The following is a 25,841-nucleotide window of genomic DNA, read 5'->3' as shown; positions in this document are numbered from 1 at the left end:
TTGTAATTGTCTATTCAAAAAAGCCGAATCAACGGCGTTGCTTGTTGATTCGGCTTTTTGAAGTACGGACTGTGAATAGGGTCGCTATTGCTACATTATTTATACGTTTTTTCTAATTTTCTCAATTCTTCTAGCATCGCTTTTCTGCGTGGGTATTTTTCTTTTAGTTCTTTGATCAGTAATTGAACAGAGATGGTGCTACTTGGAAGGGTGGCCATTTCGGCGATCAACAAAGCCATTTTATGATACCGTAAACGTGTAGTTGTCTCAGCAGCCATCCGCCGTAATTCGTATTCATATTTTTGAAGAAGTGCTTCTGGAAATTGCTTTCTCAAGAAAGAAAAATAGCGACTTGCTTCTTCCAGTCCAGGTGACTTGAGGACATAATCCAACAATAAATCATAACGTCTTTCTTTTGAATAAAACAATCCAACGTCTGTACGATATTTTAATTTTTCAAATAAGTTTTCACGTACTTCTTCCCACTGATCAATCGAATATGTTTTTTTCAATTGATGGATCAAATTCATATCGACGGTCTCTCCCTCTAATAGAAGATGCAAGACTTGTTCCGCATACAGCTCTTTTTCCCCTAGTTTATGATAAAGATTTTTTAATGCATAGCGATGCAAGGTGACCATATCAGAAGAGTGTTGATCTAATACAATACTTTCATTCAAAACAGTGATTGCTTCTTCATATGCTTTCTTTTGCATCAGATAGTCAATATATTGTGAACGTATAGTTGGAGATTGCCAGCTTTCGCGTGCACGTTGATGAATTTGATTGTCTGTATAATTCAAATTTTCCATTTGGCGAATGGATAGCAGTCGTTTGTTTTTATAGTTTAAGTGTCCGTTATTTTCAGATGTTTGATCAAGTTTTTGCTGATCCTGATCAGAGAACTGTTCAGGGAATTCTTCATGTAAAATTTGTTGGATATAAAAACGAGATTGGCTTGCGTTATTTATTTTAGCCGAAAGTTTAGAATATATTCGTTGTTTTTCTTGCTCAGACGCATGTCTAAGTAATTTTTTCCATAGAGAGTACCATTGATGCATGATAAGGCTGATATCATTTTCTACATTATGTACCTTTGCTAAGTCAAAGTGTTCAACTATTCTGTTCATTAATTCGAATGCATGAAGGATCTGTTTTTTTGCGATGGATGTATCAATAAGACTGTTTAAAAATTCAGACAGTTCTTTATTGATGTTTTGAAGTGTACGATCATGAATATTGCTTCCAGAATAATGGGTATGTTTTTCTAAAATAACAATCATTTTATCGTAATCGTCCATATTTTTGATTGCAGTATGTTCTTGGAATCGTTGAGCTAGTTCTTGGTTCTCTTTTAAAATAATTAATAGAAAGTCTTGAATATCTTGTTCATTTGCATAAGAAATCAACTTGACCAGTTCATTTGCTTTTCTCTGCTCTTTTTCTTGTTCATATTTGAATAAGGTAGCCACGACATGAGGACAATGACCTGTGTCTTCGTGGGAGCAACTGCAAGACAGACCATAGAATTGGTTGTCATCTGTTAATTGGATAAGTATGTCATACTCCTTCTTGTTTTCTTCTGTGACTTTTGCGATGATTTTTTCTTGTGTAAACAAACATCCATGAACGCGTTTTTCAATAAACATTTCATAGCCATGATCTAAATCAGATTCCCAAAAATCGTTTTTCCAATCTTTCATAAAATTTCCTCCTTTAGTTATCTTCATAGTTTAATTTTACCGAATAAATAAAAAGAAAACAGCAATTTTTTTCCAGTACGAAGATTATTTAATCTATTATAAAATTAATAATAATATAAAACTGTTATTTTAATTTTTAGATAACTAAAAGTGACTCTGATTTACATCAAACTAAAGAAATTTTTCCACGAGCGGCTGGTTTTCTGGACGTTTCTCTTTTTCTGATAATGCAATCTGTTTAATGAGTCCATCTAAAGTGATTACTGCCATTTCTTCTTCCACTTTTTTTTGTAATCGAGAATAAGTTGCAGCCAAGACTTCTTGGATATTAGCGCCTACCACGCAATTCGGATTTGTTTTTGGATCTACTTGGATCAAATTTGTGTTGCCTTCAATACTTCGATAAATTTCCAATAAATTGATATTTTCGGGAGCTTTCGCAAGTACGGGTGTTGGTTTCCCACTTGTTGTATGGATAAGATCTGCTTTTTTTAATTGACTCATGATTTTTCGAACATTTGTTGGATTCGTTTCAATGCTACTTGCAATCATGTCGCTTGAAAGTAAATCAGTTCCTTGAAATATGTGGATATAAGCTAAGATGTGGATCGCATCGCTTAATTGTAGAGAATATTTCATTAAAATCCATCCTTTCAACTTGATTTCTTGACTTATCTTAGCATACTCTTTATGATAATGGTGTATTTTAAAAATGTACAGCTATATGAACAAAAATAATTAATCAATAGGGAGTGGGAATATGACTTATTTAGTAACAGGAGCAACTGGAGGATTTGGACACTACGCTTTAGAAGAATTAAAGAAGCTGGTTCCATTGGAGGAGATCTATGTCCTTGCTCGTAATGAAGAAAAGGCACAGAAATTAATTGAAGCAGGACTTCAAGTTCGCATCGGCGATTATGCTGATCGCGAGACGATGGTACAGGCGCTACAAGGCATCGATCGTCTATTATTTGTATCAGGTGTACCGGGAAACCGACAAGCTGAACATCAACATGTTGTAGAAGCAGCAAAAGAAACGGGGGTTTCTTTTATTGCCTATACTAGTTTTGCGGATGCAGATCATTCGACTAGTATCCTGGCTCCAGACCATCAATTTACAGAAAAAATCATCAAAGAATCGGGTATTAAACATACCTTTTTACGAAATAACTGGTACTTAGAAAATGAGATGCCATTGATTGGAGTAGCATTGAAAACTGGTCAGTTTGTTTATGCAGCTGGCGAAGGGAAAACCGGTTGGGCGTTAAAGAGAGAGTATGCAGAAGTAGCTGCAAAAGTGTTAGCAGGAATGGATTATCCTGAGTTCTTAGAATTATCTGGAAAACCAATCACTTATCAAACCTTGGCAGAACAAGTTGCTAAAGTAAGTGGGAAACCTTTAGACATCCTTTCGTTGGCTCCAGATGAATTTACAGACAAACTAACAGCCTCGGGATTTTCTCAAGGTGGTGCAGAAATGACGACTGCAATCCAAAATGATATTCGCAATAATCAGTTAGATGTAACTTCTGATGATTTTGCAAAAGTACTAGGACGCGAATTGACTTCGATAGAAGATGGGTTAAGGGAGTTAGGTATCTAAATTAAGGACTAGTTTTTTCTACCAAATTTAATAGGAATGTTACTCTTAGAGCACGCGTATGGGTTTGGAAATAGCAGATGTATTTCTAAACTATGCCGGCAAGCCTCTAAGAGTTTTTTATTTTTTGATTTGAGCCAATAATCATCGACTTCAAAAATAGAAAGTTACAAAATGGCATAAAGACTCCTCTAAATCTTAAGAATTTATATACTGAAAAATGTTGAAATCTATGTATAATTAAAAAGTGTATGATGTTTAAAGAGAGTGTATATTTCTGTTATCATATGCAACACATTAAATTATTTTATTTTTAAGAATAAAGGAGAAGTAATGAAAGCAAAAAATTTATTATTTAGTGCAATTGTTCTGAGTAGTCTTGTGACTACCAACCTTACTGTACTTGCAGAAGAAGTAGGGACAAATAATTCTGTTGAAACCACCGTTTCGACACAAGCAGACGATGTGACAGAACAGCCTACGGAAAATGTGGAACAAACTGAATCTATTACGAATCCTCTGACAAATGGGGAAGAACTAACACACACACATCAAGCGGATTTATCACAATTTGAAAATCCTGGCATAGCAGCATTTTCAGCACGTGCTTCTTCAAATGCGCAACAAGCGTTCATTGATAGCATTGCTGCAAGTGCACAGACCTTAGCAAGCGCGAATGACTTATATGCTTCAGTTATGATCGCTCAAGCGATTGTTGAAAGTGGCTGGGGGAAAAGTACGCTAGCTTCGGCACCTAACTACAATTTATTTGGAATAAAGGGAAGTTATAATGGGCAATCCGTGACAATGCCAACTTCTGAGTTTGTAAATGGGCAATGGATCACTGTAAATGCCGCTTTTCGTAAATATCCTTCGTACGCAGAATCTTTACAGGATAATGTAACTGTTCTTAAAACAACTTCGTTCCAATCGGGTGTGTATTATTACTCAGGTGCTTGGAAAAGTAATACCTCTTCGTATAAAGATGCCACAGCATGGTTAACAGGTCGTTACGCGACAGCACCAAACTATGGTTCAACATTGAATAGTATTATTGAAACCTATAATTTGACACAATATGATACGCCAAACTCTAGTTCTTCACCGATGTATCGCTTATATAATAAAAGTACAGGGCAACATTTGTACACATTAAATGCGGGAGAGAAAAACTATTTATCAACAGTTGGTTGGAAATACGAAGGAATTGCATGGCAAGCACCAAATAGTGGTCAACCGGTGTATCGTCTGTATAATCCAAATAATGGGGATCATCATTATACAATGGCTCAGTCAGAAATCAACTTCCTTACACCACTAGGCTGGAGATATGAAGGGCTAAGTTTTTATTCTGGAGGTTCTAAACCAATTTATCGACTATTTAACCCAAATGAAACTATCGGAACACATCATTACACATTAAGTTCAGTAGAAAGAGATTCTTTGACACCATTAGGTTGGAGATATGAGGGAATCGGTTTTTACGCGAATTAATAAATAAAAAATATCTACTTGGCATTTTTAAATAATGTCAAGTAGATATTTTTTATAAAAGATCAGATCAATCAAACTGATCCAAACGCCAACGTTCAATGATGTTGTTTAATTTTGTTCCATAATTTGGATCAGTTGCATATGTTCCAGTTAAGGCTTGGGTCGCATCTCGATAAGAACGTGTATTAACTTTCCAAGTTCCACGATAGCGAACAGGGTCCCAAGGTACGCCATATTTCAGTTTCACAGCATTGTCGATGAAAGATTCATCGGTACTTTGATAGACACGGAATTTAGAATTGACAGGTATCGTGATCCCGTTGACAACTTCATTGGATACATGCCAAACGTAATCATATTTCCCTTCATCTTCCCCATCTTTGAACTTCATTCCAAAGAAATTGTTCGCATTGCGTGCCAAGAAGCTAGTGCCATAGCCGGTCTCTAGAATTGCTTGAGCAAGCATGACAGAAGTGTATAATCCGTATGCTGGAGCAACTCGATTTGCACTTTGTGTAATAGAATTGACAAATCTTCCTTCTGGTGTTGAAGTGTCAATTTGACCTAATATGGTCAGTTGATTTGCTTGGTAACCCGCTGGTTTTCGATCATTTTCTACAATCGTGACTTCAATTGCTTCGACAGGTAGACTCATTCCAACTGAGCCTGCTTTTTGACCATTTGAAGCCCAACCTAACCAACCGCGTGAACGGACGAATGAACGATAGTAAATATCGTATTTTTCAGATAATTCACCTGTTAGTTGAAAAGAGAAGGCCTGGAGTGCACGACTATGTCCGACCGAACCTGATATTGCTCCATTCTCAACAGGATTTGTCCATCCACTTGATGAAATATGTGAATCATATCTAATTCCACCAGAGTAATCACTTTGTTCTAATTGTGCACGAATTGCTTCAAATTGCCGCCCTTGATTCGCATGATTGATTGAATTACTTAGACCATTGCGATTGACCCAACCAATACCAGACACATGACCATCAAAGAAAACCTTAGGTGGTGCAATTCGAAAGGCACGAGCAGTTTGACCTGGGGGAGCTTGCCCTTTTTCGACTAGTTTTATTTGTAAGCCCTCTGCACGATACGAGTAACCTTGTGTGCCAGCTGATTCTCCATTTTTTGCCCAGTCTAACCAGCCGAAGTGTTGGGAGTGGACACGGTAATAAATATCATAGTGGTGACTGATATCACCGGTCAAATTAATTCGGACAGCTTGTAATGCTAAGCTTTGTCCAACGGTCCCTGAAGTTTGTCCTTCCTGAATCCATGAAGTTTCCCAACCACGATGTGCCAGGTGGGATTGGTAAACGATACCACCCTCATAACTGTTTTCCGTTAATTTTAATTGAAGTGCCTGTAAGCTAAGTCCTTGTCCGACCGTTCCAACTTGTGTCTCGGCTGTTTGTTCTGGTAGCCATCCTCTAGAAGCTACGTGAGCGTTCGCTAAGACAGAAGGGGTTTTTTCAACATAAGATTCACCCGTTGGTGGCCCAATTTGCTCTTTGGGTAGCAGACGTATTTCAATTGCTTCAATACGATAACCGTACCCCAATGTACCAGCACTATTTCCATTTTCTGCCCAAGGTAACCAGCCTAGATTTTGAGCATGGATTCGGTAATAAATATTGTAATGTGTTGCAAGTTCGTCTGTCAGTCGTATCCTGATTCCTTCAATCTGACGACCTTGTCCTTCTGTTCCCGATATCCCTCCATTTGCTACCCAATTTTGCCAACCATGATTTTCAATATAGGAAGTATATTCGATTGATCCAGAAAAGGCAGAAGAGAGATTGACACGTAACGCTTCAATACGTAACCCTTGTCCTTCTGTTCCAGAAATTTCCCCATTCGAAGATTCAGGAAGCCAACCTTGCCCGCGTACATGCGTGGAATAATTTATAGATGCTCTTTGGACGTAAGAATCTCCAAGTTCAGGACCTTGTTGGGAGCGGCTAATTAATTGAATTTCGATGGCTTCGATTCGGAAACCAAAACTGGATGTTCCAGAAGGATTTCCATTTTTTGCCCAAGGTAGCCAACCAAGTTTTTGAACATGAACTCGGTAATAAAGGTTATAATTTTCAGCCAATTCTCCTGTGAGTCGCATATTAATTCCTTCTATTTGAAGACCTTGCCCCTCCGTTCCTGATATTGCTCCATTTGATACCCAGTCTTGCCAGCCAGTTCCTTCAACATAGGAACTATACTCAATCGAACCAGAAAGGGAAGAAGTAAGATTGGCACGTATTGCTTCAATGCGTAGTCCTTGTCCTTCTGTGCCAGACAACTCACCATTTTTTGAGGTGGGCATCCACCCATGTCCACGCACATGTGTTGAGTAACTAATTGAAGTTTCTGTTCTTCTTTCGCTAGGTGAATGATTTGTATCATTGACACTACTATTCGAAGGTATAGTAGGTGTAATATTTTCTGTTTCAGTTGTGTCTGGATCACCTTGTCCCAATTTGTTGAAGTCGTTCTGATCAACATACCCCACCACAACATTGTCATGGGATATTTTATAAAATGAACGGTTATTGATTTGTATTTGTTGATTTATTTCATAAAGTGTTTCAAGATCAGCTTGCATTGCAGATTTTTCAAGCCATGCATCATCTAAAGTGGAATAAATTTTTGCATGATTTTCTGTTAATTTTCCTTTTTCAGAAAGGTTTATTATTTTAGAAGCATGATAAGTTAAATTTTCTGCAAAAATCCAACCGGACTGCGTAGCGCTTTCGACAAAAAAGAATGTTTCCTGATTGGATAATGCGATTTTTCGACTCAAAAGAATGTTTCCAGAGAATACTTTTTCATTAGATTGTTGATTAAATGTATCAGTTAGTGATTGTTGTTGCACACTCCCATATTGATCAGTTAAATCTTCTATTTCTCGAATGGTGGTTTTTTCTGTGACCTGCGGATAATACTCTTGGATCAAAGCAAACAAACTATCTTCATTGATCGCTAAAGTTGGATCAATTGAAAGAATATCTGTGAGATTTTCGAGTGAGAGTTGATAAGTTTTAAACTGTTGTGCAAGATAATAAGCTAAAGTTTGTTTGGTTTGTGAGACATCTCCAGTGTAGACAGCTAACTGGATCGTGGATGAATCAGTAGTTCGGGGGTTAGGGACTTGCACATCTGTGGAATTGATTTCATAGATTGTGTTTCCACCAATGTAGCTGTGTGTTGTTTTTTTGTTTTCCTCATCTTCAATAAATGTTTGTTGCATAGTTTCAGTCGCTGATACGTTGATTCGTTTCGGTTTACTGACACCATCCTTATAGCTTTCTCCTATTAATTGGGGAGTTCCTATTATAGTTGGTGTGTCAGTGCTGGGTGGGGGTATCTCTTCATTTGTGGTTGAAATGGTAGTTGGAGATATTACATTCGTTGTTTTTTCTTCGGTGATTGAACTTGAGGTGGTTTCGGTTTGCTGATTATTGTTTGTTACTGTTTCTGCTAAAGCAATACATGGCGACAATGATGCGTTTAATAACATTATCGATGCAAGCAAAATCCTTACTTTCATCAAATATCCTCCTGGTTATAATCTTTTCTTTATTTGATTGATAAGAAAATGTTATTTTTATTTCGGTGTTACTAATATTATTCTATCGTAAATTTAATTATTTTCCAATATATTTTCTAAATTAAGTCAAGAAATATAGCTCAATGAAAAAAATAAAATAAAAACTTACGAAAAATTTTCATTTATGCTATGCTGTTTTTCATGAAAAGGAGTGATTGAAGTGCCAACAAACAAAAAAGAAGGAATTATTTTTACAACAATGATGTGTTTTCTGATGGTTTTAGGGATGAGTATCTATAATCTATGGTTACATAATGCGTTGCATGTATCAAACTTATTCGTAGGACTTATACCAGGATTTATCGTGGCATTTATCTTAGATGTTTTTATCGTAGGAGTAGTCGCAAAAAAGATTGCTTTCAAACTACCTATAAATAAACAAAATAAAATGCAAATGATCCTTACGATTTCATGTCTCATGGTTTTAGGTATGGTGACATGTATGTCATTATTCGGTATTGTTATTGAACAAGGGATTCCAGAACAATTTCTTTCTGCCTATCTTACAGCTTGGAAAATGAATGTGATCATGGCGTTGCCGTTACAGTTATTATTTGTCGGTCCAGTTTCACGTGCAGTTTTGGCGACGATCCAAAAATAAATAAAGAAGTCTCTATGTTGTCGCTAGCAACTTTCAGTTAGATAAGCTAAAATGCAAGCAAGACATAAATGTGAGGCTTAGATGATGATCGAAGAATATTTTAAAGAGGTAGGTTTGACGATGGTCGAACTACCTGTTGAATGGGTAGATGAACAGTTGATTTATCGGGGATTGATCAAGGAGCTTCCGACGATCAATGCGGAGGCTAATTCAAGGATAAAAATGCAACAACAATTAGCAGAGACCTACCGAATCTATCGTGAACAACTTCTTCTTGAATCAGAAGAGGAAAAAGAAACTACCACAAATCTGACGAGTGAACAATTATTGCGCTATTACGATGGAGAAACATTTGATGGCTTTTCTTTATTTGATCAATTAACGGAAGAATAGTCTATCAAGGGAGAATGTACTAATAGTGTGCACTCTTTAGAAACAAGACGACATCCACGAAATTTATTTTAAAATTTTGTGGATGTCGTCTTATTTTTTTCTTTTAATAAAGAATAATCTGATTTTTACGTAACTTTATTATGAAAGACAACTCGCACATAAAATGTTTCCCGTGAAACATTATTTACGAATTTGTCCATCTCCATAGATGATGTATTTCGTCGTTGTTAACTCATTTAGCCCCATTGGACCTCTAGCATGAAGTTTTTGTGTAGAAATACCGATTTCTGCACCGAAGCCAAATACTGAACCATCCGTGAAGCGAGTGGACGCATTGACGTAAACAGCAGCTGCATCAACTTCATTTAAAAAGCGTTGGCTTGCTGTGTAACTGTCCGTCACGATAGCTTCGGAATGTTGTGTATTGTGACGGTTGATATGTTCAATTGCTTCGTCCAAAGAATCAACGATCTTAACCGCTAAAATATAATCCAAATATTCTGTATCCCAATCGGTTTCGTCTGCTAAGGTTGCGGTCTCTAAATAATCTAACGCGTGAGCATCTGCATGTAGAGAGACACCATGTTCAACCAGTGCTTGCTCAATAGATGGCAAGAAGAAAGGTGCGATCTCTGAATGGATCAGCAAAGTCTCGGCAGCGTTACAGACAGAAGGGCGAGATGTTTTGGCGTTCACAATGATATCCACGGCCATGGCTAATTGTGCTTCTTTATCGATATAGATATGGTTGTTGCCGGTACCCGTTTCAATGATTGGTACAGTGGCTTGCTCTTTCACACGTTTGATCAACGAAGCACCACCTCGAGGAATCAATACGTCTAAATAATCCGTTAATCGCATCAATTCCGCAGCCGTCTCATGAGAGGTATCATCCACGAATTGGATCGCGTAAGGCGAAACTTCAGCATTTCCCAATGTTTCTTGAAGTAATTCAACCAACAGTTGATTGGAATGGAAGGCTTCTTTTCCACCACGTAAAATCACTGCATTTCCTGATTTAAATGCGAGACTTGCCGCATCAGTTGTCACATTCGGACGTGATTCGTAGATCATGCCGATGACACCTAGAGGGACACGTTTCTTGCCAATCAATAAACCATCTTCGTTTTGCCACATGTGATCGACTTTTCCGATTGGGTCGTCTAGTTGCGCCACTTTAATGATTTCTTCCGCCATTGTATGGATGCGTTCTGGTGTTAGCCGTAAACGATCTTGCATTGTTTCGCTAATATTATTTTCTGTCGCTTGATCTAAGTCTTTTTGATTGGCTTCAAGAATGGCTAGTTGATTTCTCTTGATTGTTTGTGCCATTTGCAACAATAAGTCATTTTTTTGTTTAGTCGGCATCAAAGCAAGTTCTCGCGCGCCTTTTTTTGCTTGTATCCCAAGTTGGTTAAGATCAGTCATTATAAAACCTCCTTAAATAATGTGCCGATTTCTTTTCCAGCTAAAATATCAAAAATGATTGCTGGATTTTTTCCGTTTGCTAAGATCATCGGACGATTTGCTTCAAAGATCCTTAAAGCTGCTTTTAGTTTGCTTGCCATCCCACCAGTTCCGTAGGCACTACCAGCACCACCTGCTTGGGCCATCAGTTCATCGTCGATCGCGGTAACTGTTTGATACATTTCAGCGTCAGGATTGATGGTTGGATTATCCGAATAAAAACCGTCGATATCTGAAAGAATGATGAGTAGATCAGCGGCAATCAGTTTGGTAACGATCGCAGATAACTGATCATTGTCGCCAAATTTGGTGGAGTGATCTAATTCATCCACTGCGACGGTGTCATTTTCATTGACGATCGGAATGGTTCCCATTGCTAGTAGCTGTTCTAACGTATTGACAACATTTTTTCGGCTTTCAGGGTAATCGATAACATCTCGCGTCACTAAGATTTGTGCCGTTTGTTGACCATAGGCACTGAACCGTTGATTATAGATATTCATCAATTCAGCTTGTCCAATTGCTGCAATCGCTTGTTGTGCGGGGATCGTATTAGGACGCTTTGCTAGATTCATCTTGTGCATCCCAACACCTACTGCACCGGAAGAGACTAAGACGATTTCTTTGCCTTGATTACGAAGGTCAGAGAGAACAAAAGCGAGTTGATCGATCGCACCCAAATTGATGTTGCCATTTGGATAGATCAACGTACTTGTTCCTACTTTTATAATGATTCGTTTTGCTTCTATTATTTCTTTTCGCATGGTGCACCTCAACTAATCTTTTTTACACAGAAATGATTTTGCTCTATTCTACTTGTTTTCAATCATAAAGTCATGTTTTAATAAACTTTTTTTCAAAAAATCAATAAATTTGTTTCTTAAATAGAGAAAGGAATTTCATGAAGAATTCGTTAACTTTGGGTATTCAGTCGCTTGGTATGTTAAAATAGAACTAGTTTACTCTGGGAGGGATTCGGTGAATAAAAGAGGTTTTGAAGTAATTACACGTTATCAGGATCAACAGATCCAATTGCCGCAAAGAGCGACTCATCACGCTGCCGGTTATGATTTTGAAGCAGCAGAAGATGTGGTGATTCCAAGTGTTTGGAAAGCCGGGTTCAAGCAAGGACTAACAGCTGTATCAGATGCGCTGATCTCTGAAATGTCAGCAGAGGAAAAGAAAATCAAACCCGTTTTAGTGCCTACAGGAATCAAAGCGTATATGGGTGAGGATGAATTCTTACAATTAGCCAATCGTTCGAGCAATCCATTAAAACGTTTTTTGATTTTGACGAATGGTGTCGGCGTGATCGACAGTGACTATTATAATAACGAAGCAAATGAAGGGCATATCATGTTCCAATTCACGAATTTTGGTTTCAAAGATGTAGTGATCAAAAAAGGGGAAAGAATTGGGCAAGGAATCTTCCTACCGTTCTTAAAAGCGGACCAAGATCAAACCGCTAATGCTCGTCAAGGTGGATTTGGTTCATCCAACCAATAAGCAAAGTAGATTTAAGTTATCTTTAACTCAAGAAAAGTAAAATGAAAGACAGGTGGTACACCGAAATGGCCAAAAAAGCAAAAGTTCAATTTGTTTGTCAAAATTGTGGCTATGTGTCGCCTAAATTTTTAGGACGTTGCCCAAATTGTGGTAAATGGAATACCATGGTTGAAGAAATCGAACAAGATACAACGGACCGCAGAGTACGAACGAGTTTGACCGGAGAAAAAGCCAAGCCAACAAAAATTGCTGAGGTGGTTCCTAAGAAAGAACCACGAGTAAAGACGAAGCTAGAAGAATTGAACCGTGTTTTAGGCGGTGGTGTGGTCCCTGGCTCGATGGTTTTGATCGGTGGCGACCCTGGTATCGGAAAATCCACCTTACTCTTGCAAGTATCACAGCAACTGGCTGCTATTGGTGGAAAAGTCCTTTACGTATCGGGAGAAGAGAGTGCGGACCAAATCAAGTTGCGTGCAGAACGATTAGGTTCGATCGACACAGAGTTTTACTTGTATGCAGAGACAGATATGAATGAAATCAGTCGAGCCATCGAACAAATTTCACCTGATTATGTCATCATCGATTCGATCCAAACAATGACTCAACCTGATATTACGAGTGTCGCTGGTAGTGTTAGTCAAGTGCGAGAAACCACAGCTGAGCTATTGAAAATCGCAAAAACAAACGGTATTGCTATCTTTATAGTAGGTCATGTCACGAAAGAAGGCTCGATTGCAGGTCCGCGCATGTTAGAGCACATGGTTGATACGGTCTTGTATTTTGAAGGTGAGCAACATCATAGTTTTCGCATTTTGCGTGCCGTCAAAAATCGTTTTGGTTCCACCAATGAGATCGGTATTTTTGAGATGCACACCCATGGCCTTGAAGAAGTAGCCAATCCTTCACAGATTTTCTTAGAAGAACGATTGGATGGGGCGACAGGTTCAGCGATCGTTGTCGCCATGGAAGGTACACGTCCGATCTTGGTTGAGATCCAAGCCTTAGTCACGCCTACGATGTTCGGAAATGCCAAACGAACAACGACTGGTTTAGACTTTAATCGGGTGTCATTGATCATGGCAGTCTTAGAAAAACGGGCAGGATTATTGTTGCAAAATCAAGATGCTTACTTAAAAGCAGCTGGTGGGGTAAAATTAAATGAACCTGCAATCGACTTAGCGATTGCAGTCAGTATTGCGTCTAGTTACAAAGAAAAAGGAACGCAACCAACGGAGTGTTTTATTGGAGAAATCGGTCTGACTGGTGAAATCAGAAGAGTCAACCAAATTGAACAACGAGTCAAAGAAGTACAAAAATTAGGTTTTACAAAAGTATATTTACCTAAAAATAATTTAGGTGGTTGGAATATTCCAGAGGGTATCGAAGTCGTAGGTGTTGCTACACTTGATGAAACTCTTAGACGAGTATTTCGCTAAAATCAAAATGAAATGGAGGAAACAGGATGCAAAAACGTGTCATCACCTTACTGATGATCATCGTTGGTGCCAGCTTAGGGATTTCTTTTTTACCTACAGCTTGGCAGGCGGTCGGTCAACAGACGAATGGATGGCTGAATAACACCTTTACCAATAGCTTGTTAGGTGCACTTATTTTCTTTCTATTATCTTTGCTATTGGCAAAACATATAACAGCAGTCATCAAGCAAATTGAAGAAAAATTAAGTGAAGTCAGCTTGACGTATCTCTTATTTGGCGCAATCGGTGCAATTATTGGCCTAACGTTGGGGGTTGTGATCTCAACGCCGCTTTACAATATTGAAATACCTTTTGTGAACAGTGTTTTACCCATCTTATTGATGGTGATCCTTGGCTATTTGGGCTTGCGAATGGGAACGACCCGCATCGAAGAATGGAAGAAAATATTTGGACCTAGAAGTAAAAAGGTGGAGCAAGAAACACCTAGTCAGGTGGAAAGTCAGTTATTAGAACGTAAATTAGATGATCATTTTCATAAATATAAAATTTTAGACACAAGCGTCATTATTGATGGACGTATTTACGATATTACAAAAACAGGATTTCTAGAAGGAACCTTGATGATCCCAAATTTCGTCCTGTATGAATTACAATATATCGCTGATTCTGGCGATAGCCTGAAGCGGGTACGTGGACGTCGCGGACTAGATATTTTGAATGCGTTACAAAAAGAAGAAGGTATTTCAGTTGAGATGTATGATGGTGATTTTGAAGACATCAGTGAAGTAGATAGTAAGCTGATCAAATTGGCAAAACTATTGGATGGTGTCATCGTGACCAATGATTATAATCTTAACAAAGTCTCTGAATTTCAAAATGTACCTGTTCTCAATATCAATGCACTTGCTAACGCAGTGAAACCAGTCGTTATCCCTGGTGAGAATATGAATGTACTAGTGGTCAAAGCAGGCACAGAACGTCAACAAGGAGTGGCTTATCTAGATGACGGTACAATGGTGGTTGTGGAAGATGGGCAACATTACATGAATGAACGGATCGAAGTCGTGGTAACGAGTGCACTACAAACAGCTGCTGGACGAATGATCTTTGCAAAACCTGCTCATGCGGGTAGAGGAATCGACAATAAGCGTGAAAATGAGAAAAAAGCGAAATAAAAACGCAATATGGTAAATATGAGGCAATTAGACATCGTCAGATTTTTTAGAGAGATGGTTTTTGTTTCCTCAGTTTAGGTGGAGTAGGCGAGGATTGAAAAGTAGGCCAAACTATTTTTTCGATTCCCGCCTTCTTACGTAGATTTGAATGACTTTTTCATAATCTCTTTACTATTTAACGTATAAAAGGTAAAATTTGTGCTGAGTAGCTTTAAATTTCAACATTTATCGCTAAAGGAGATCCAACCCAAAACAATCTGATAAGATATTGTATTGTCAGTTGTTTTTGGCGTCTCAAAGTCTAGTTTGAAAGAAGAGGAAGAAAATGACGAAAGTACGCGTACGTTATGCACCAAGTCCAACAGGGCATTTGCATATTGGGAATGCACGAACTGCATTATTCAATTATTTATTTGCCCGTCACAATGATGGAGATTTCATTATCCGCATTGAGGACACTGACCAAAAACGAAATATTGAAGATGGCGAAAAAAGCCAATTAGAGAATCTTGCATGGTTAGGGATGGAATGGGATGAATCACCTGAAAATCCAGGTGAATACGGTCCTTACCGTCAATCTGAAAGAAAAGAAATCTACCAACCATGGATCGATCAGTTATTAGCAAGCAATCGTGCTTACAAATGCTATTGTTCAGAAGAAGAATTAGAAGCAGAACGTGAAGCGCAACGTGCGCGTGGCGAAATGCCTCACTACGCTGGGACTTGTGCGAACTTGTCACCTGAAGAACAAGCGAAAAAAGAAGCAGAAGGTATTGTACCAGTGATTCGTTTCCGTGTGCCGCGCAATACAGAATATGCGTTTACCGACATGGTCAAAGGAGATATCACCTTTGAATCAGACAATATCGGTGGGGATTATGTCATCCAAAAACGCGATGGTATGCCAACCTATAACTTTGCGGTAGCTGTTGACGATCACTTAATGAAGATCACTCACGTATTACGTGGGGATGATCATATTGCGAATACACCAAAACAATTAATGATCTATGAAGCATTTGGTTGGACTGCGCCAACATTTGGGCATATGACCTTGATCATCAATTCTGAAACGGGCAAAAAATTAAGTAAACGTGATGAATCGATTTTACAATTTATCGAACAATACCGTGAATTAGGCTACTTACCAGAAGCGATGTTCAATTTTATTGCTTTACTAGGCTGGTCGCCTGTCGGTGAAGATGAATTGTTCAGTCAAGAAGAATTGATCAAAATGTTTGATCCACAGCGCTTGAGCAAATCACCAGCAGCATTTGACGCAAAAAAATTACAATGGGTGAACAACCATTACATCAAAGAAATGGATCTAGATGCATTGACAGAAATGTGTTTACCTTATTTGATCGCTGATGGTCGTGTGCAAGAAAATCCAGAGGCACAAACAATCGAATGGGTGAAAAAAATTGTTCGTCTGTACCAACCACAAATGAGTTATGCAGCGGAAATCGTTGAAGTATCAACATTATTCTTTAACGAACATCCTGTATTAGATGAAGCAGCCAAAGAAGTATTAGCGGGTGAAACGGTTCCGACTGTGTTGAAAGCTTTCAAAGAACAACTTACTCAAATGGAAGTGGTAGATGCACCAACAGTCAAAGCAGCAATCAAAGCAGTACAAAAAGAAACAGGGGTAAAAGGAAAGAACCTGTTTATGCCGATCCGTGTCGCTGTTTCAGGACAAATGCATGGACCTGAATTACCAGAAACAATCGAATTGTTAGGAAAAGAAAAATCTTTAGCACATTTAAACCAAGTATTGAACTAAACACGATGAACAGAAAGAAGTAAAAAAAGAATGGTTTCAAGAGAGTCAACGGGTGGTGTAAGTTGTCAATTGTTCTTTTTTGAAATGCCTCTGGGAGTGGTCTTTGCGAAGAGGGGGTTGATCAATCTCAATCCTTGAAAGTAGCGAAGAACGAATAGCAGACGTTACCTGTTAGAGATAATCATTTGATTATGAAAAAAAGTGGAACCACGCCTCATAGCGTCTTTTAATAAGGAAACTTATTAAAAGACGTTTTTTAGTTGTCTTTCGTTGTTCTTACATACAGTCGAAAAAGGAAAGGAGAGGAAGTCGATGGAATGGTTCAAACGAGCTGTCATTGCCGTAAAGAAAAATGATCCAGCAGCGCGTACCACAGCAGAGGTCATTTTGACCTATCCTGGGCTACATGCATTATTTTGGCATCGTTTCTCCCATTATTTATATCGCCATCGTCTCTATTTGATTGCCAAAATGAATGCCCAATTTTGGCGATTTATTACGGGAATAGAGATACATCCAGGAGCGACGATTGGAACGGGTGTATTTATCGATCACGGTATGGGAATCGTTATTGGAGAAACAGCAGAAATCGAAGATGATGTCGTCTTGTTTCATGGTGTCACTTTAGGGGGGACTGGAAAAGAAACGGGGAAAAGACATCCAACCGTCAAAAAAGGCGCAATGTTGTCAGCCAATGCCCAAATCTTAGGACCGATCACCATAGGAAAAGATGCGAAAATCGGTGCAGGCGCAGTCGTCTTAAAAGATATACCTGATGGGGCAACAGCAGTAGGGATACCAGCAAAAGTTGTCCGAATCAATGGAGAGAAAGTAGGGGATGAGAATGATAAAAATCTATAATACGCTATCAAGAGAAAAAGAGACTTTTGTTCCTTTAAAAGAAGGACAAGTTTCAATGTATGTTTGCGGACCAACTGTCTATAATTATATCCACATTGGAAATGCCCGAAGTACGATTGCATTTGACACGATTCGACGCTATTTGGAATACCGTGGATATCAAGTGAACTACGTATCGAATTTTACAGATGTGGATGATAAAATCATCAAGGCTGCCAATGAGCTTGGGATCACGGCGCCTGAAGTTGCTGATCGTTTTATCAAAGCTTTTGAAGAAGATACGAAAGCCTTGAATGTGCAGCCAGCAACGAGCCATCCAAGAGTAATGGATCACATGGAAGATATTCGTGTGTTCATCCAAATATTGATCGCCAAAGGTTTTGCTTATGAATCGAATGGCGATGTTTATTATCGTACGCGTAAATTTACTGATTATGGTCAATTGAGTGATCAATCAATAGACGAGTTAGAGATTGGTGCAAGTCAACGTACTGGCGCAGAACAGCAACAAAAAGAAGATCCTTTAGACTTTGCCTTGTGGAAAAAAGCAAAACCAGGCGAAATTTCATGGGAATCGCCATGGGGCGAAGGTCGTCCAGGGTGGCATATCGAATGTTCCGTGATGGCAACGAAACATTTAGGTGAGACAATCGATATCCATGGTGGTGGACAAGACTTGGAGTTCCCTCATCATGAGAACGAAATTGCCCAAAGTGAAGCGAAAACAGGTAAAAAATTTGCGAACTATTGGATGCACAATGGCTATGTGACGATTGGTGAAGACGATCAAAAAATGAGTAAGTCTTTAGGGAACTTTATCACTGTCCACGAAATGATCCAAGAGGTAGACCCACAAGTGTTACGCTTCTTTATGGCAACCACACAATATCGTCGACCGATTCGCTATAGTGAAGCAACGATGAAAGAAGCAGCGACAAACTTACAGCGATTGAAAAATACGTTTGATAATCTAAACTTCCGTTTTGAAAATGCGGTAGCAGCCCAGTCGGAAGATGAGAGACAGGTAACAGAACTGGAACAATTAGAGACACGATTCATCAAAGAAATGGACGATGATTTCAATGCGGCTAACGGCATCACAGTTGTCTATGAATTAGCAAAATGGATCAATACGTATTTGGAACAACCGACTGTCTCCAAAACGATCCTATCCAAAAGTGAGGCACTATTTACCCAATGGTTGTCGATCTTTGGTATCTTATTTACGACAGCAGAAATGTTGGATGAAGAAATCGAGCAACTGATCGAAGAACGAACACAAGCCAGAAAAAACCGAGATTTCGCTCGTAGTGATGAAATTCGGGACCAATTAAAAGAAAAAGGTATCTTGTTAGATGACACTCCACAAGGTACTCGTTGGAGAAGAGAAGCATGAGAGATCATACACAACTAAATGGTTTAGCACTTGCTTATGTTGGAGATGCTATCTACGAAATCTATATTCGAGATTACTTGATTGAAAAAGGTGAAACAAAGCCGAATAAACTGCACCGAGCAGCGACACACTATGTTTCGGCAAAGGCACAAGCTTTTTTGATCCAACAAATGTTGCAAGAAAACCTGTTAACAGAAAATGAAGAACTTTACTATCGCAGGGGTAGAAATGCCAAAAGCCATACGAGTGCAAAAAATGCGGATATTACCACTTATCGCGTTGCAACAGGGTTTGAAGCCTTGATGGGCTACTTACATCTAACAAAACAAACCGAACGTATGGAAGAATTGATCAATTGGTGTATTGAGAAAGTAGGTGAAACCCATGAGGAAAGAAAATAAAGAACGTAATTATCAAAAACGAAACAAAAAAGATTCTCAACGTTTTACAAAAGGCAATGAGAAACGTAGTGCCAAGAAGGAAACAGTTTATGTTGGTCAAGAGGACACAACGAGTGAAGACAATTTTGTATTTGGTCATCATGCGACAGTCGAAGCTTTGCAACAAGGTCGTGGAAATAAATTGTTCCTCCAAGAAGATTCACGGGGCGACAAGGTTGAAGAGTTGAAAAATATTGCTCGAGAACAATCGGTGCCGGTCAAGTGGGTGCCTAAGCAGAAATTAGACCTACTGAGTGATCGTGGTGTTCATCAAGGGGTGGTATTGGCCATCACGCCTTATGAATATCTGACGTTGGATCAACTATTGGAACAGGCGAAGAGCAAAACGGAAACACCCTTTTTCTTGATCTTGGACAGTATCGAAGATCCTCACAATTTTGGTTCGATTTTACGAACGGCAGATGCCAGTGGGGTGGATGGTGTTATCATTCCTAAACATCGCGCAGTCGGAATCACGCCAATCGTGACGAAAACATCGACAGGCGCCGTTGAATACGTGCCAGTGGCTCGTGTGACAAACTTAGTTCAAACTGTCCAGCAGCTAAAAGAGCAACAATTTTGGGTATTCGGAACGGATATGGAAGGAACGAATTTCCAATCATGGAATGCAAAAGGATCGATAGCGTTAGTGATCGGTAACGAAGGTCGTGGCATGAGTGCAGGCTTGAAGAAAGAAATGGATGAGTTGTTAACGATCCCTATGGTCGGTCATGTTCAAAGCTTGAACGCGAGTGTTGCGGCTGGGCTACTGATGTATCAGGCTTTTTCTCAGCGTCAGGGGGGATAAGGCATGAAGAAGCAGCTGTTGATCGTCGATGGCTATAATATGATCGGTTCTTGGCCGGAATTAGTGGCACTGAAAAAGCAAGATAAAATGGCGGATGCCAGAGAAGCCTTGTTGCATCGTTTATCGAATTATGCAAAATATGAAGGCCTAGAAGTAATCGTTGTCTTTGATGCACAATTAGTGCCGGGTATCCAACAAAATTATCGAAAATACCAATTAGAAGTTGTTTTCACAAAAGAGGATGAAACGGCAGATACGTATATCGAGCGGATCGCTGGAGAGTTGAATACTCGTTTGACGCAAGTGACTGTCGCAACGAGTGACTTAGCGGAACAATGGGTGATTTTTTCACAAGGTGCCTTACGAACTTCCGCGTACGAATTATATAAAACAATCAAAAAAACAGAAAAAAATATTACCCAAGATAATATAAATATGCGTTTTATTGATTTTCGACGAAATTCTCCGTGGAATGAAGAACAATTAGAAAAATTGTCCCAAAAATTGGACGATTTAATGAGAAAAGAAAAATAACAGCCAGATACGATTAGTTATTCAATGAATTGATGGTAAGATTCCTCCATAATCGAAAGTTATGGAGGAATTATTTTATGTCCGAGGAGTTATTGTGCGCCGCCCGTAATGGAGATGAAGAAGCATTTTCTATGCTGTATCAAAAATATTTCCCGTTATTATTACGGTTGAAAAATATTTATTATCTAAGGAATTATGTAAGTGAAGATTGGGAACAAGAAGCAAGGATTGCTCTATATCAAGCACTTAAAACGTACGAAAATAATAAAGGTGTCAGTTTTGGGAGTTATTACAAAAGTATTATCAGTAACCAAATCTACTCTTTATTGCGTAAGCAAAACGCGCTAAAACGTCGAGACCAAAAAAATGAAATTTCTATTGAACAAAAAATAGCGACAGAAGGACCAGATTTTTTAGCCGAGATCACCATCCAAGAACCTGTTGCGATGCAACAATTACTATTAAAAGAAGCTTTCGAGGACTGTGATATCAAATTCTCATCAAAAGAGGCAAAAATCTTTCAACATTACATGCAAGGCAATGATTTTAGCGAGATGGAGAGAGAATTATCAATGGATCTGAAGCAAATAAAAAGCGCTTACGGTCGAGTGAAATATAAGATAAAAAAACATCTGAAAGATTATAATGAGTGATTTTTTATAGCATTACTAATGTTTTTCTTACTTATTTCTATTGCATTTCTTTTTTTGATATGGTAAACTTGAAAAATTTTACTATATATGGTATGATAGTAATTGAGGTGAATTGTATGCCACTAACTTTAGCTACAATCAAAAAAGATTTAGAAGGTCGTATCGGCAGCCAAATCATGTTGGTTGCACAGACCGGAAGAAAGCGTCAAACGGAACGCCGAGGCGTTTTAACAGAAACCTATCCTTCAGTATTTGTCGTAGACTTAGATCCTGAAGAAAATTCATTTGAACGAGTATCTTACAGTTATTCAGATGTACTTACTCGAACAGTTGAGATCGAATTTTTAACTGAAGCAGTTTAAAAAGCAAGCGGACCTAGATTATATATGAGGTTCGTTTGCTTTTTTGTATCTAACTCGTTATGCTATTAGCAAGAAAGAACGGAGGTCCTGATGATGAAGCATTATGTAAAAAAATTTGCAGAACTAACAACAGCAGAATTTTATGCAATCGTGAAAGAGCGAATCGCCGTATTTGTTGTTGAACAAAATTGTCCTTACCAAGAAGTCGATGAGATCGATGAAATCGCATGGCATACTTATTTTAAAGATGAAGATGGTACGATTTTGGCATATACACGTATTTATGCAGAAGAAGACACAGTTCATTTTGGACGAGTCTTGGTCAATCAGGCGCATCGCAAGTCAGGGTTAGGACAAAAAATCGTGGCACAAACATTAGCGGCGATCGAAGCCAATGCACCTGGACGTCCGATCGTGATCGGGGCACAAGAATATCTACAATCATTTTATGAATCCTTTGGTTTTCAGGCAATCTCAGAAGTATATTTAGAAGATGGAATCCCCCACTTAGACATGAGAAAACAAGCATAAAAAAAACAGAAGGATTTCCTTCTGTTTTTTTTATCTCACGCTTTAGGATCCGTGCTCTCAGAAGTTGCTTGGGCAGTGGGGCGTGCATTATTTTCAGCTGTTTGTTGTGCCAATAGATCGCGAATATCACTAAGATAATCTTCCGCAGTGGGTTTGTCTTCCACCACTTCTTCTTCTTTTGGACGTAAGTTTTTCGCATGATTGGCTGCTTTGACCACTAGGAATAGAACAAAACCAGTAATGACAAATGTAATAATTGCACTAATAACATTCCCAAAAGAAAAGGTGACCCCTTTCGCAGGTGACCAATCAAGAACAGACAATGCACCATCCAAATCAGAGGTACCTGTGATCATTGCAACGACCCAACCAATTAAGGGAGTAATCAGACCTTGAACGATTTGATTCACAATGCCCGTAAAAGCACTACCGATCACTACACCGACAGCTAGATCTAGCACATCGCCTCGCATGATAAATTCTTTAAATTCTTTGATCATTGTTTTTCTCCTTTCTTGTTAATCCTAGTATATCGAAGAATAAAAAAATGTAAAAACAACACGCTTAATAATATCCCCACACGTTCGTTCAATCACTTGTATGCTATACTAGAAAGTGACTTTTAAAAAAATTGGACAAAAAAAAAGAACTTTTATGTCGTTGAAACAACAACGATCATCGCTAAGAGATCCAAGGATCATGACAAAAAGGAGTAGTTATTTATGGCCTATCAATTGACAGAAGGTGTCAACCTTCATGTGCTACCAACCAAACAATTTAAAACGATCCGTATTTTTGTACGGTTCACCACAGCCTTAGAAAAAGACATCGTCACCAAACGTTCATTACTGAGTAGTTTATTAGAGACGAATAGCTTGAACTATCCGGATCAGACACAATTAAGTGCAAAATTAGCTGATTTGTATGGAGCTGGTTTCGGTTTTTCTGTTCGGAAAAAAGGCAATCTACATTGGATGAATGCGGGAATCAGTTTCGTCAATGGTGCGTATGTCAATGACAGCACGATTTTGACGAATGCCGTTTCCTTTTTAAAAGAGGTATTATTCTTCCCTAACATCAAAAATCAAACATTTGATCAAGCAACATTTGATTTAGAGAAAAATAACTTAAAGCAATATTTGGAAAGCTTAAATGAAGATAAGCAAACAATGGCTTCATTAGCATTACAAGAATTATATTTTGAACAGTCAGATGCACAAAAAATCCCAAGTATGGGGTCCGTTGAAGAACTCGAAAATATCACATCAAGTGCCTTAGCAGAATATTATGCACGTATGATCAAAGAAGACCAAGTGGATATTTTTGTAGTGGGTGATATCGAAGAAACAATGGCAATCGAAGTGTTAAAAGAGCTTCCTTTCACTGAGCGAAAAGTGGTACGACCAGAAATCTTTTATCAACAAACACAAAACAACGTGATCAAGGAACGACAAATCCAAGAACCAGTGGTGCAAGCCAAACTGAACCTAGCCTATCAAACCAATGTTTATTACGATCAGCCAGAACGTTTTTCATTGATGGTCTTTAATGGCTTATTCGGAGGCTTCCCTCACTCCAAACTTTTCATGAATGTACGTGAAAAAGAAAGCCTAGCTTATTATGCGTCTAGCAACGTTGATACTTTTCGTGGGTTATTGACTGTACAAACAGGCATTGAGACCAAAAATCGTAATCAAGTCTTGCACTTGATCCATCAACAACTGGCAAGTTTACAAAATGGCGAAGTCACTAAATTGGAGCTTGAACAAACCAAGGCAATGTTACGTAATCACTATTTGTTGTCTTTGGATTCGCCACAAGCTGCAATCGAATCCGCTTATTTAGCACACTGGCTTCCTGATACTGAACTATCGGACGAGGAATGGCTGGCTCGCATGGAACGTGTAACGATCGAAGATATTCAAGAAGTGGCAAACCAAATCGAATTACAAGCAATTTTCTTTTTAGCTGGAGGTGAAGAGAATGCATAAAGCAGAGTACAGTCAAATCAATGAAACACTGTATCACGAAGTCTTACCGAATGGTTTGACGGTTTACTTGTTACCAAAAAACGATTATCACAAAACATACGGTTTATTCAGTACGAACTATGGGTCGATCGACAATGAATTTATTCCCTATGATGCAACGGAAAAAGTGAAAGTTCCTGATGGGATCGCGCATTTCTTGGAACATAAGTTATTTGAAAAAGAAGAAGGCGATGTGTTCCAGTTGTTCGGTCAACAAGGAGCATCAGCGAATGCGTTCACGAGCTTTACAAAAACCAGCTATTTGTTTTCAACGACAGATCAGGTAGAAAAGAATCTTTTGACCTTACTTGATTTTGTTCAAGCACCTTATTTTACTGAAGAAACAGTCAACAAAGAAAAAGGGATCATTGGTCAAGAAATCCAGATGTATGAAGACGATCCGAATTGGCGGTTATTCTTTGGTATCTTAAACAATCTATACCCCAATCATCCATTACACATCGATATTGCAGGAACGGTGGAAAGTATTGCTGACATCACAGCAGAGGATCTATATACTTGCTATCGCACCTTTTATCAACCAAGCAATATGGTGTTATTTGTAGTTGGTAATTTGGAACCAGAACAGTTGATGGAGCAAATTCGCCACAATCAAGCTACCAAAGAATTTCCACCCGCTCAAAAAATCGAACGATTCTTTCCCGAAAATCAAGCAGATGTTCTGCCGATAAGTACCTTAGAAGCAGCGATCACACGAGAAAAATTTGTGTTAGGGATCAAAGGAATCGATGTGTTACCTGAAAATGGGAGAGAATTGCTCAGATATAAAACAGCGATTCGTTTGTTACTACAATTACTTTTAGGCCCAACTGCACAAAACTATTTAGCCCTTTACAACGAAGGAATTATTGATGATAGTTTTGGCTTTGAGTTTAGTTTAGATCGTGAATTTCATTTTGCTGACTTCAGTGGCGATTCGGACCAACCAAAACTAGCAGTAAAAAAAATAAAAGAGATTCTATTGAACTTTGAACATGACGAAGGAATCACAGAAGAAAACTTGAACTTATTGAAAAAGAAAATGTTAGGGCAGTATTTCCAATCATTGAACTCCATCGAATACATCGCCAATCAATTTACACAAAGTCTATTTGGTGACCAAACATTGTTTGATTTGCCAGAAATCATTGAATCAATCCAGATGACGGATCTTCTTCAAGTAGGACGCTCTTTTATCAATGCTGATGTGTTTAGTGAATTTTATATGCAGCCAAAAAAGTGAAACAGTAAAAAAACTCTGAATTTATTGGACATACTCGCTGTTTCGTCATGCTTTTTGTAAGAATAAAAGAAAGTTTTAAATTTCACTTTAAAACAGATGAAATGTTGTCCAAAGTAAGTTCGCTTTGTGGTATTCTTAAGTAGATTGAGTGCAAGATTGATCAATATAGAGGGAACACTATACATTGAGCATGAATAAAGCAA

The 25,841-nt window shown here is 38.5% G+C and carries 24 protein-coding genes and 1 other annotated feature; of the genes, 18 read left to right on the top strand and 6 right to left on the bottom strand.

What is annotated here, in order from left to right; all coding sequences use genetic code 11:
* Nucleotides 1–95: 95 nt before the first annotated feature.
* Nucleotides 96–1,703, bottom strand: coding sequence for an SWIM zinc finger family protein (locus ACH0AK_RS11655; RefSeq protein WP_023520532.1), 1,608 nt, complete (start codon nucleotides 1,701–1,703; stop codon nucleotides 96–98).
* A 171-nt stretch (nucleotides 1,704–1,874) separates the two neighbouring features.
* Nucleotides 1,875–2,342 (bottom strand): Rrf2 family transcriptional regulator, encoded by a 468-nt coding sequence (locus tag ACH0AK_RS11650; protein ID WP_019723027.1) that lies wholly within the window; start codon nucleotides 2,340–2,342, stop codon nucleotides 1,875–1,877.
* A 121-nt stretch (nucleotides 2,343–2,463) separates the two neighbouring features.
* Here ACH0AK_RS11650 and ACH0AK_RS11645 point away from each other — a divergent pair, with 121 nt between their 5' ends.
* Together ACH0AK_RS11645 and ACH0AK_RS11640 are read left to right on the top strand one after the other, a co-directional pair.
* Entirely contained in the window at nucleotides 2,464–3,309 is an 846-nt protein-coding gene (locus tag ACH0AK_RS11645) for an SDR family oxidoreductase (protein ID WP_023520531.1), read from the top strand.
* Nucleotides 3,310–3,639: 330 nt separating this feature from the next.
* Nucleotides 3,640–4,800, top strand: a complete 1,161-nt coding sequence (locus tag ACH0AK_RS11640; RefSeq protein WP_010734052.1) for a glycoside hydrolase family 73 protein — start codon at nucleotides 3,640–3,642, stop codon at nucleotides 4,798–4,800.
* 67 nt (nucleotides 4,801–4,867) lie between these two features.
* Here ACH0AK_RS11640 and ACH0AK_RS11635 read toward each other — a convergent pair whose 3' ends face one another.
* On the bottom strand, nucleotides 4,868–8,356 hold the full coding sequence (locus ACH0AK_RS11635) for a glucosaminidase domain-containing protein (RefSeq protein WP_226077005.1): 3,489 nt from the start codon (nucleotides 8,354–8,356) through the stop codon (nucleotides 4,868–4,870).
* A gap of 220 nt (nucleotides 8,357–8,576) precedes the next feature.
* On the opposite strand from ACH0AK_RS11635, the gene ACH0AK_RS11630 reads away from it, so the two are divergent.
* Together ACH0AK_RS11630 and ACH0AK_RS11625 are read left to right on the top strand one after the other, a co-directional pair.
* Nucleotides 8,577–9,017 (top strand): DUF2798 domain-containing protein, encoded by a 441-nt coding sequence (locus ACH0AK_RS11630; protein WP_019723030.1) that lies wholly within the window; start codon nucleotides 8,577–8,579, stop codon nucleotides 9,015–9,017.
* Nucleotides 9,018–9,101: 84 nt separating this feature from the next.
* Nucleotides 9,102–9,410 (top strand): hypothetical protein, encoded by a 309-nt coding sequence (locus tag ACH0AK_RS11625; RefSeq protein ID WP_175401350.1) that lies wholly within the window; start codon nucleotides 9,102–9,104, stop codon nucleotides 9,408–9,410.
* Between the two features lie 180 nt (nucleotides 9,411–9,590).
* On the opposite strand, the gene ACH0AK_RS11620 is transcribed toward ACH0AK_RS11625, so the two are convergent.
* Both ACH0AK_RS11620 and proB read right to left on the bottom strand, forming a co-directional pair.
* A complete protein-coding gene (locus tag ACH0AK_RS11620) occupies nucleotides 9,591–10,838 on the bottom strand; it encodes a glutamate-5-semialdehyde dehydrogenase (RefSeq protein ID WP_010734056.1) in 1,248 nt (415 codons plus the stop codon).
* Nucleotides 10,838–11,641 (bottom strand): glutamate 5-kinase, encoded by an 804-nt coding sequence (gene proB / locus ACH0AK_RS11615; RefSeq protein ID WP_010734057.1) that lies wholly within the window; start codon nucleotides 11,639–11,641, stop codon nucleotides 10,838–10,840. Before proB ends, ACH0AK_RS11620 begins: the two co-directional genes overlap by 1 nt.
* 214 nt (nucleotides 11,642–11,855) lie before the next feature.
* On the opposite strand from proB, the gene ACH0AK_RS11610 reads away from it, so the two are divergent.
* The 12 genes from ACH0AK_RS11610 (at nucleotide 11,856) to ACH0AK_RS11555 (ending at nucleotide 22,365) form a co-directional block, all read left to right on the top strand.
* Nucleotides 11,856–12,383 (top strand): dCTP deaminase/dUTPase family protein, encoded by a 528-nt coding sequence (locus ACH0AK_RS11610; RefSeq protein ID WP_010734058.1) that lies wholly within the window; start codon nucleotides 11,856–11,858, stop codon nucleotides 12,381–12,383.
* Between the two features lie 65 nt (nucleotides 12,384–12,448).
* Nucleotides 12,449–13,819 (top strand): DNA repair protein RadA, encoded by a 1,371-nt coding sequence (gene radA / locus ACH0AK_RS11605; protein WP_010734059.1) that lies wholly within the window; start codon nucleotides 12,449–12,451, stop codon nucleotides 13,817–13,819.
* Between the two features lie 26 nt (nucleotides 13,820–13,845).
* A complete protein-coding gene (locus ACH0AK_RS11600; protein WP_010734060.1) occupies nucleotides 13,846–14,994 on the top strand; it encodes a PIN/TRAM domain-containing protein in 1,149 nt (382 codons plus the stop codon).
* Nucleotides 14,995–15,319: 325 nt separating this feature from the next.
* A complete protein-coding gene (gene gltX / locus ACH0AK_RS11595) occupies nucleotides 15,320–16,780 on the top strand; it encodes a glutamate--tRNA ligase (RefSeq protein WP_226077007.1) in 1,461 nt (486 codons plus the stop codon).
* Nucleotides 16,777–17,010, top strand: a binding site (T-box leader). It overlaps the preceding gene by 4 nt.
* 82 nt (nucleotides 17,011–17,092) lie before the next feature.
* Nucleotides 17,093–17,641, top strand: coding sequence for a serine O-acetyltransferase EpsC (gene epsC / locus ACH0AK_RS11590; protein ID WP_010734062.1), 549 nt, complete (start codon nucleotides 17,093–17,095; stop codon nucleotides 17,639–17,641).
* Nucleotides 17,625–19,037: a cysteine--tRNA ligase gene (gene cysS / locus ACH0AK_RS11585; RefSeq protein WP_023520525.1), complete on the top strand. Its 1,413-nt coding sequence runs from the start codon at nucleotides 17,625–17,627 to the stop codon at nucleotides 19,035–19,037. The genes epsC and cysS overlap by 17 nt, the downstream gene beginning before the upstream one ends.
* Entirely contained in the window at nucleotides 19,034–19,438 is a 405-nt protein-coding gene (locus ACH0AK_RS11580; RefSeq protein WP_010734064.1) for a Mini-ribonuclease 3, read from the top strand. Before cysS ends, ACH0AK_RS11580 begins: the two co-directional genes overlap by 4 nt.
* Nucleotides 19,422–20,285 carry a 23S rRNA (guanosine(2251)-2'-O)-methyltransferase RlmB gene (rlmB, locus tag ACH0AK_RS11575; protein ID WP_023520524.1) on the top strand — a complete coding sequence of 288 codons (864 nt, stop codon included), beginning with the start codon at nucleotides 19,422–19,424 and terminating at the stop codon, nucleotides 20,283–20,285. The genes ACH0AK_RS11580 and rlmB overlap by 17 nt, the downstream gene beginning before the upstream one ends.
* 3 nt (nucleotides 20,286–20,288) lie before the next feature.
* Nucleotides 20,289–20,819 (top strand): NYN domain-containing protein, encoded by a 531-nt coding sequence (locus ACH0AK_RS11570; protein ID WP_010734066.1) that lies wholly within the window; start codon nucleotides 20,289–20,291, stop codon nucleotides 20,817–20,819.
* Nucleotides 20,820–20,896: 77 nt separating this feature from the next.
* Nucleotides 20,897–21,472, top strand: a complete 576-nt coding sequence (locus ACH0AK_RS11565; RefSeq protein WP_019724411.1) for a sigma-70 family RNA polymerase sigma factor — start codon at nucleotides 20,897–20,899, stop codon at nucleotides 21,470–21,472.
* Nucleotides 21,473–21,588: 116 nt separating this feature from the next.
* Nucleotides 21,589–21,834 carry a Veg family protein gene (locus ACH0AK_RS11560; protein WP_010734068.1) on the top strand — a complete coding sequence of 82 codons (246 nt, stop codon included), beginning with the start codon at nucleotides 21,589–21,591 and terminating at the stop codon, nucleotides 21,832–21,834.
* A gap of 93 nt (nucleotides 21,835–21,927) precedes the next feature.
* Complete coding sequence (locus tag ACH0AK_RS11555; protein ID WP_023520523.1) at nucleotides 21,928–22,365, top strand: GNAT family N-acetyltransferase; 438 nt, start codon at nucleotides 21,928–21,930, stop codon at nucleotides 22,363–22,365.
* A gap of 35 nt (nucleotides 22,366–22,400) precedes the next feature.
* On the opposite strand, the gene mscL is transcribed toward ACH0AK_RS11555, so the two are convergent.
* Nucleotides 22,401–22,865: a large conductance mechanosensitive channel protein MscL gene (mscL, locus tag ACH0AK_RS11550; protein ID WP_010734070.1), complete on the bottom strand. Its 465-nt coding sequence runs from the start codon at nucleotides 22,863–22,865 to the stop codon at nucleotides 22,401–22,403.
* Nucleotides 22,866–23,087: 222 nt separating this feature from the next.
* Here mscL and yfmF point away from each other — a divergent pair, with 222 nt between their 5' ends.
* Together yfmF and yfmH are read left to right on the top strand one after the other, a co-directional pair.
* A complete protein-coding gene (yfmF, locus tag ACH0AK_RS11545) occupies nucleotides 23,088–24,356 on the top strand; it encodes an EF-P 5-aminopentanol modification-associated protein YfmF (protein ID WP_226077009.1) in 1,269 nt (422 codons plus the stop codon).
* Nucleotides 24,349–25,638, top strand: a complete 1,290-nt coding sequence (gene yfmH, locus ACH0AK_RS11540) for an EF-P 5-aminopentanol modification-associated protein YfmH (RefSeq protein WP_023520520.1) — start codon at nucleotides 24,349–24,351, stop codon at nucleotides 25,636–25,638. The genes yfmF and yfmH overlap by 8 nt, the downstream gene beginning before the upstream one ends.
* The last annotated feature ends 203 nt before the right edge of the window (nucleotides 25,639–25,841 follow it).

The organism is Enterococcus pernyi (assembly GCF_045371165.1).
GTDB lineage: Bacteria > Bacillota > Bacilli > Lactobacillales > Enterococcaceae > Enterococcus_B > Enterococcus_B pernyi.
This window is presented reverse-complemented; position numbering and strand designations above follow the sequence as displayed.

Bases quoted from the DNA above. Each gene is read 5' to 3' on its own strand.
- ACH0AK_RS11655 (WP_023520532.1), bottom strand. From the start codon at position 1,703: ATGAAAGATTGGAAAAACGATTTTTGGGAATCTGATTTAGATCATGGC.
- ACH0AK_RS11650 (WP_019723027.1), bottom strand. From the start codon at position 2,342: ATGAAATATTCTCTACAATTAAGCGATGCGATCCACATCTTAGCTTAT.
- ACH0AK_RS11645 (WP_023520531.1), top strand. From the start codon at position 2,464: ATGACTTATTTAGTAACAGGAGCAACTGGAGGATTTGGACACTACGCT.
- ACH0AK_RS11640 (WP_010734052.1), top strand. From the start codon at position 3,640: ATGAAAGCAAAAAATTTATTATTTAGTGCAATTGTTCTGAGTAGTCTT.
- ACH0AK_RS11635 (WP_226077005.1), bottom strand. From the start codon at position 8,356: ATGAAAGTAAGGATTTTGCTTGCATCGATAATGTTATTAAACGCATCA.
- ACH0AK_RS11625 (WP_175401350.1), top strand. From the start codon at position 9,102: ATGATCGAAGAATATTTTAAAGAGGTAGGTTTGACGATGGTCGAACTA.
- ACH0AK_RS11620 (WP_010734056.1), bottom strand. From the start codon at position 10,838: ATGACTGATCTTAACCAACTTGGGATACAAGCAAAAAAAGGCGCGCGA.
- proB (WP_010734057.1), bottom strand. From the start codon at position 11,641: ATGCGAAAAGAAATAATAGAAGCAAAACGAATCATTATAAAAGTAGGA.
- radA (WP_010734059.1), top strand. From the start codon at position 12,449: ATGGCCAAAAAAGCAAAAGTTCAATTTGTTTGTCAAAATTGTGGCTAT.
- ACH0AK_RS11600 (WP_010734060.1), top strand. From the start codon at position 13,846: ATGCAAAAACGTGTCATCACCTTACTGATGATCATCGTTGGTGCCAGC.
- gltX (WP_226077007.1), top strand. From the start codon at position 15,320: ATGACGAAAGTACGCGTACGTTATGCACCAAGTCCAACAGGGCATTTG.
- epsC (WP_010734062.1), top strand. From the start codon at position 17,093: ATGGAATGGTTCAAACGAGCTGTCATTGCCGTAAAGAAAAATGATCCA.
- cysS (WP_023520525.1), top strand. From the start codon at position 17,625: ATGATAAAAATCTATAATACGCTATCAAGAGAAAAAGAGACTTTTGTT.
- ACH0AK_RS11580 (WP_010734064.1), top strand. From the start codon at position 19,034: ATGAGAGATCATACACAACTAAATGGTTTAGCACTTGCTTATGTTGGA.
- rlmB (WP_023520524.1), top strand. From the start codon at position 19,422: ATGAGGAAAGAAAATAAAGAACGTAATTATCAAAAACGAAACAAAAAA.
- ACH0AK_RS11570 (WP_010734066.1), top strand. From the start codon at position 20,289: ATGAAGAAGCAGCTGTTGATCGTCGATGGCTATAATATGATCGGTTCT.
- ACH0AK_RS11565 (WP_019724411.1), top strand. From the start codon at position 20,897: ATGTCCGAGGAGTTATTGTGCGCCGCCCGTAATGGAGATGAAGAAGCA.
- ACH0AK_RS11560 (WP_010734068.1), top strand. From the start codon at position 21,589: ATGCCACTAACTTTAGCTACAATCAAAAAAGATTTAGAAGGTCGTATC.
- ACH0AK_RS11555 (WP_023520523.1), top strand. From the start codon at position 21,928: ATGAAGCATTATGTAAAAAAATTTGCAGAACTAACAACAGCAGAATTT.
- mscL (WP_010734070.1), bottom strand. From the start codon at position 22,865: ATGATCAAAGAATTTAAAGAATTTATCATGCGAGGCGATGTGCTAGAT.
- yfmF (WP_226077009.1), top strand. From the start codon at position 23,088: ATGGCCTATCAATTGACAGAAGGTGTCAACCTTCATGTGCTACCAACC.
- yfmH (WP_023520520.1), top strand. From the start codon at position 24,349: ATGCATAAAGCAGAGTACAGTCAAATCAATGAAACACTGTATCACGAA.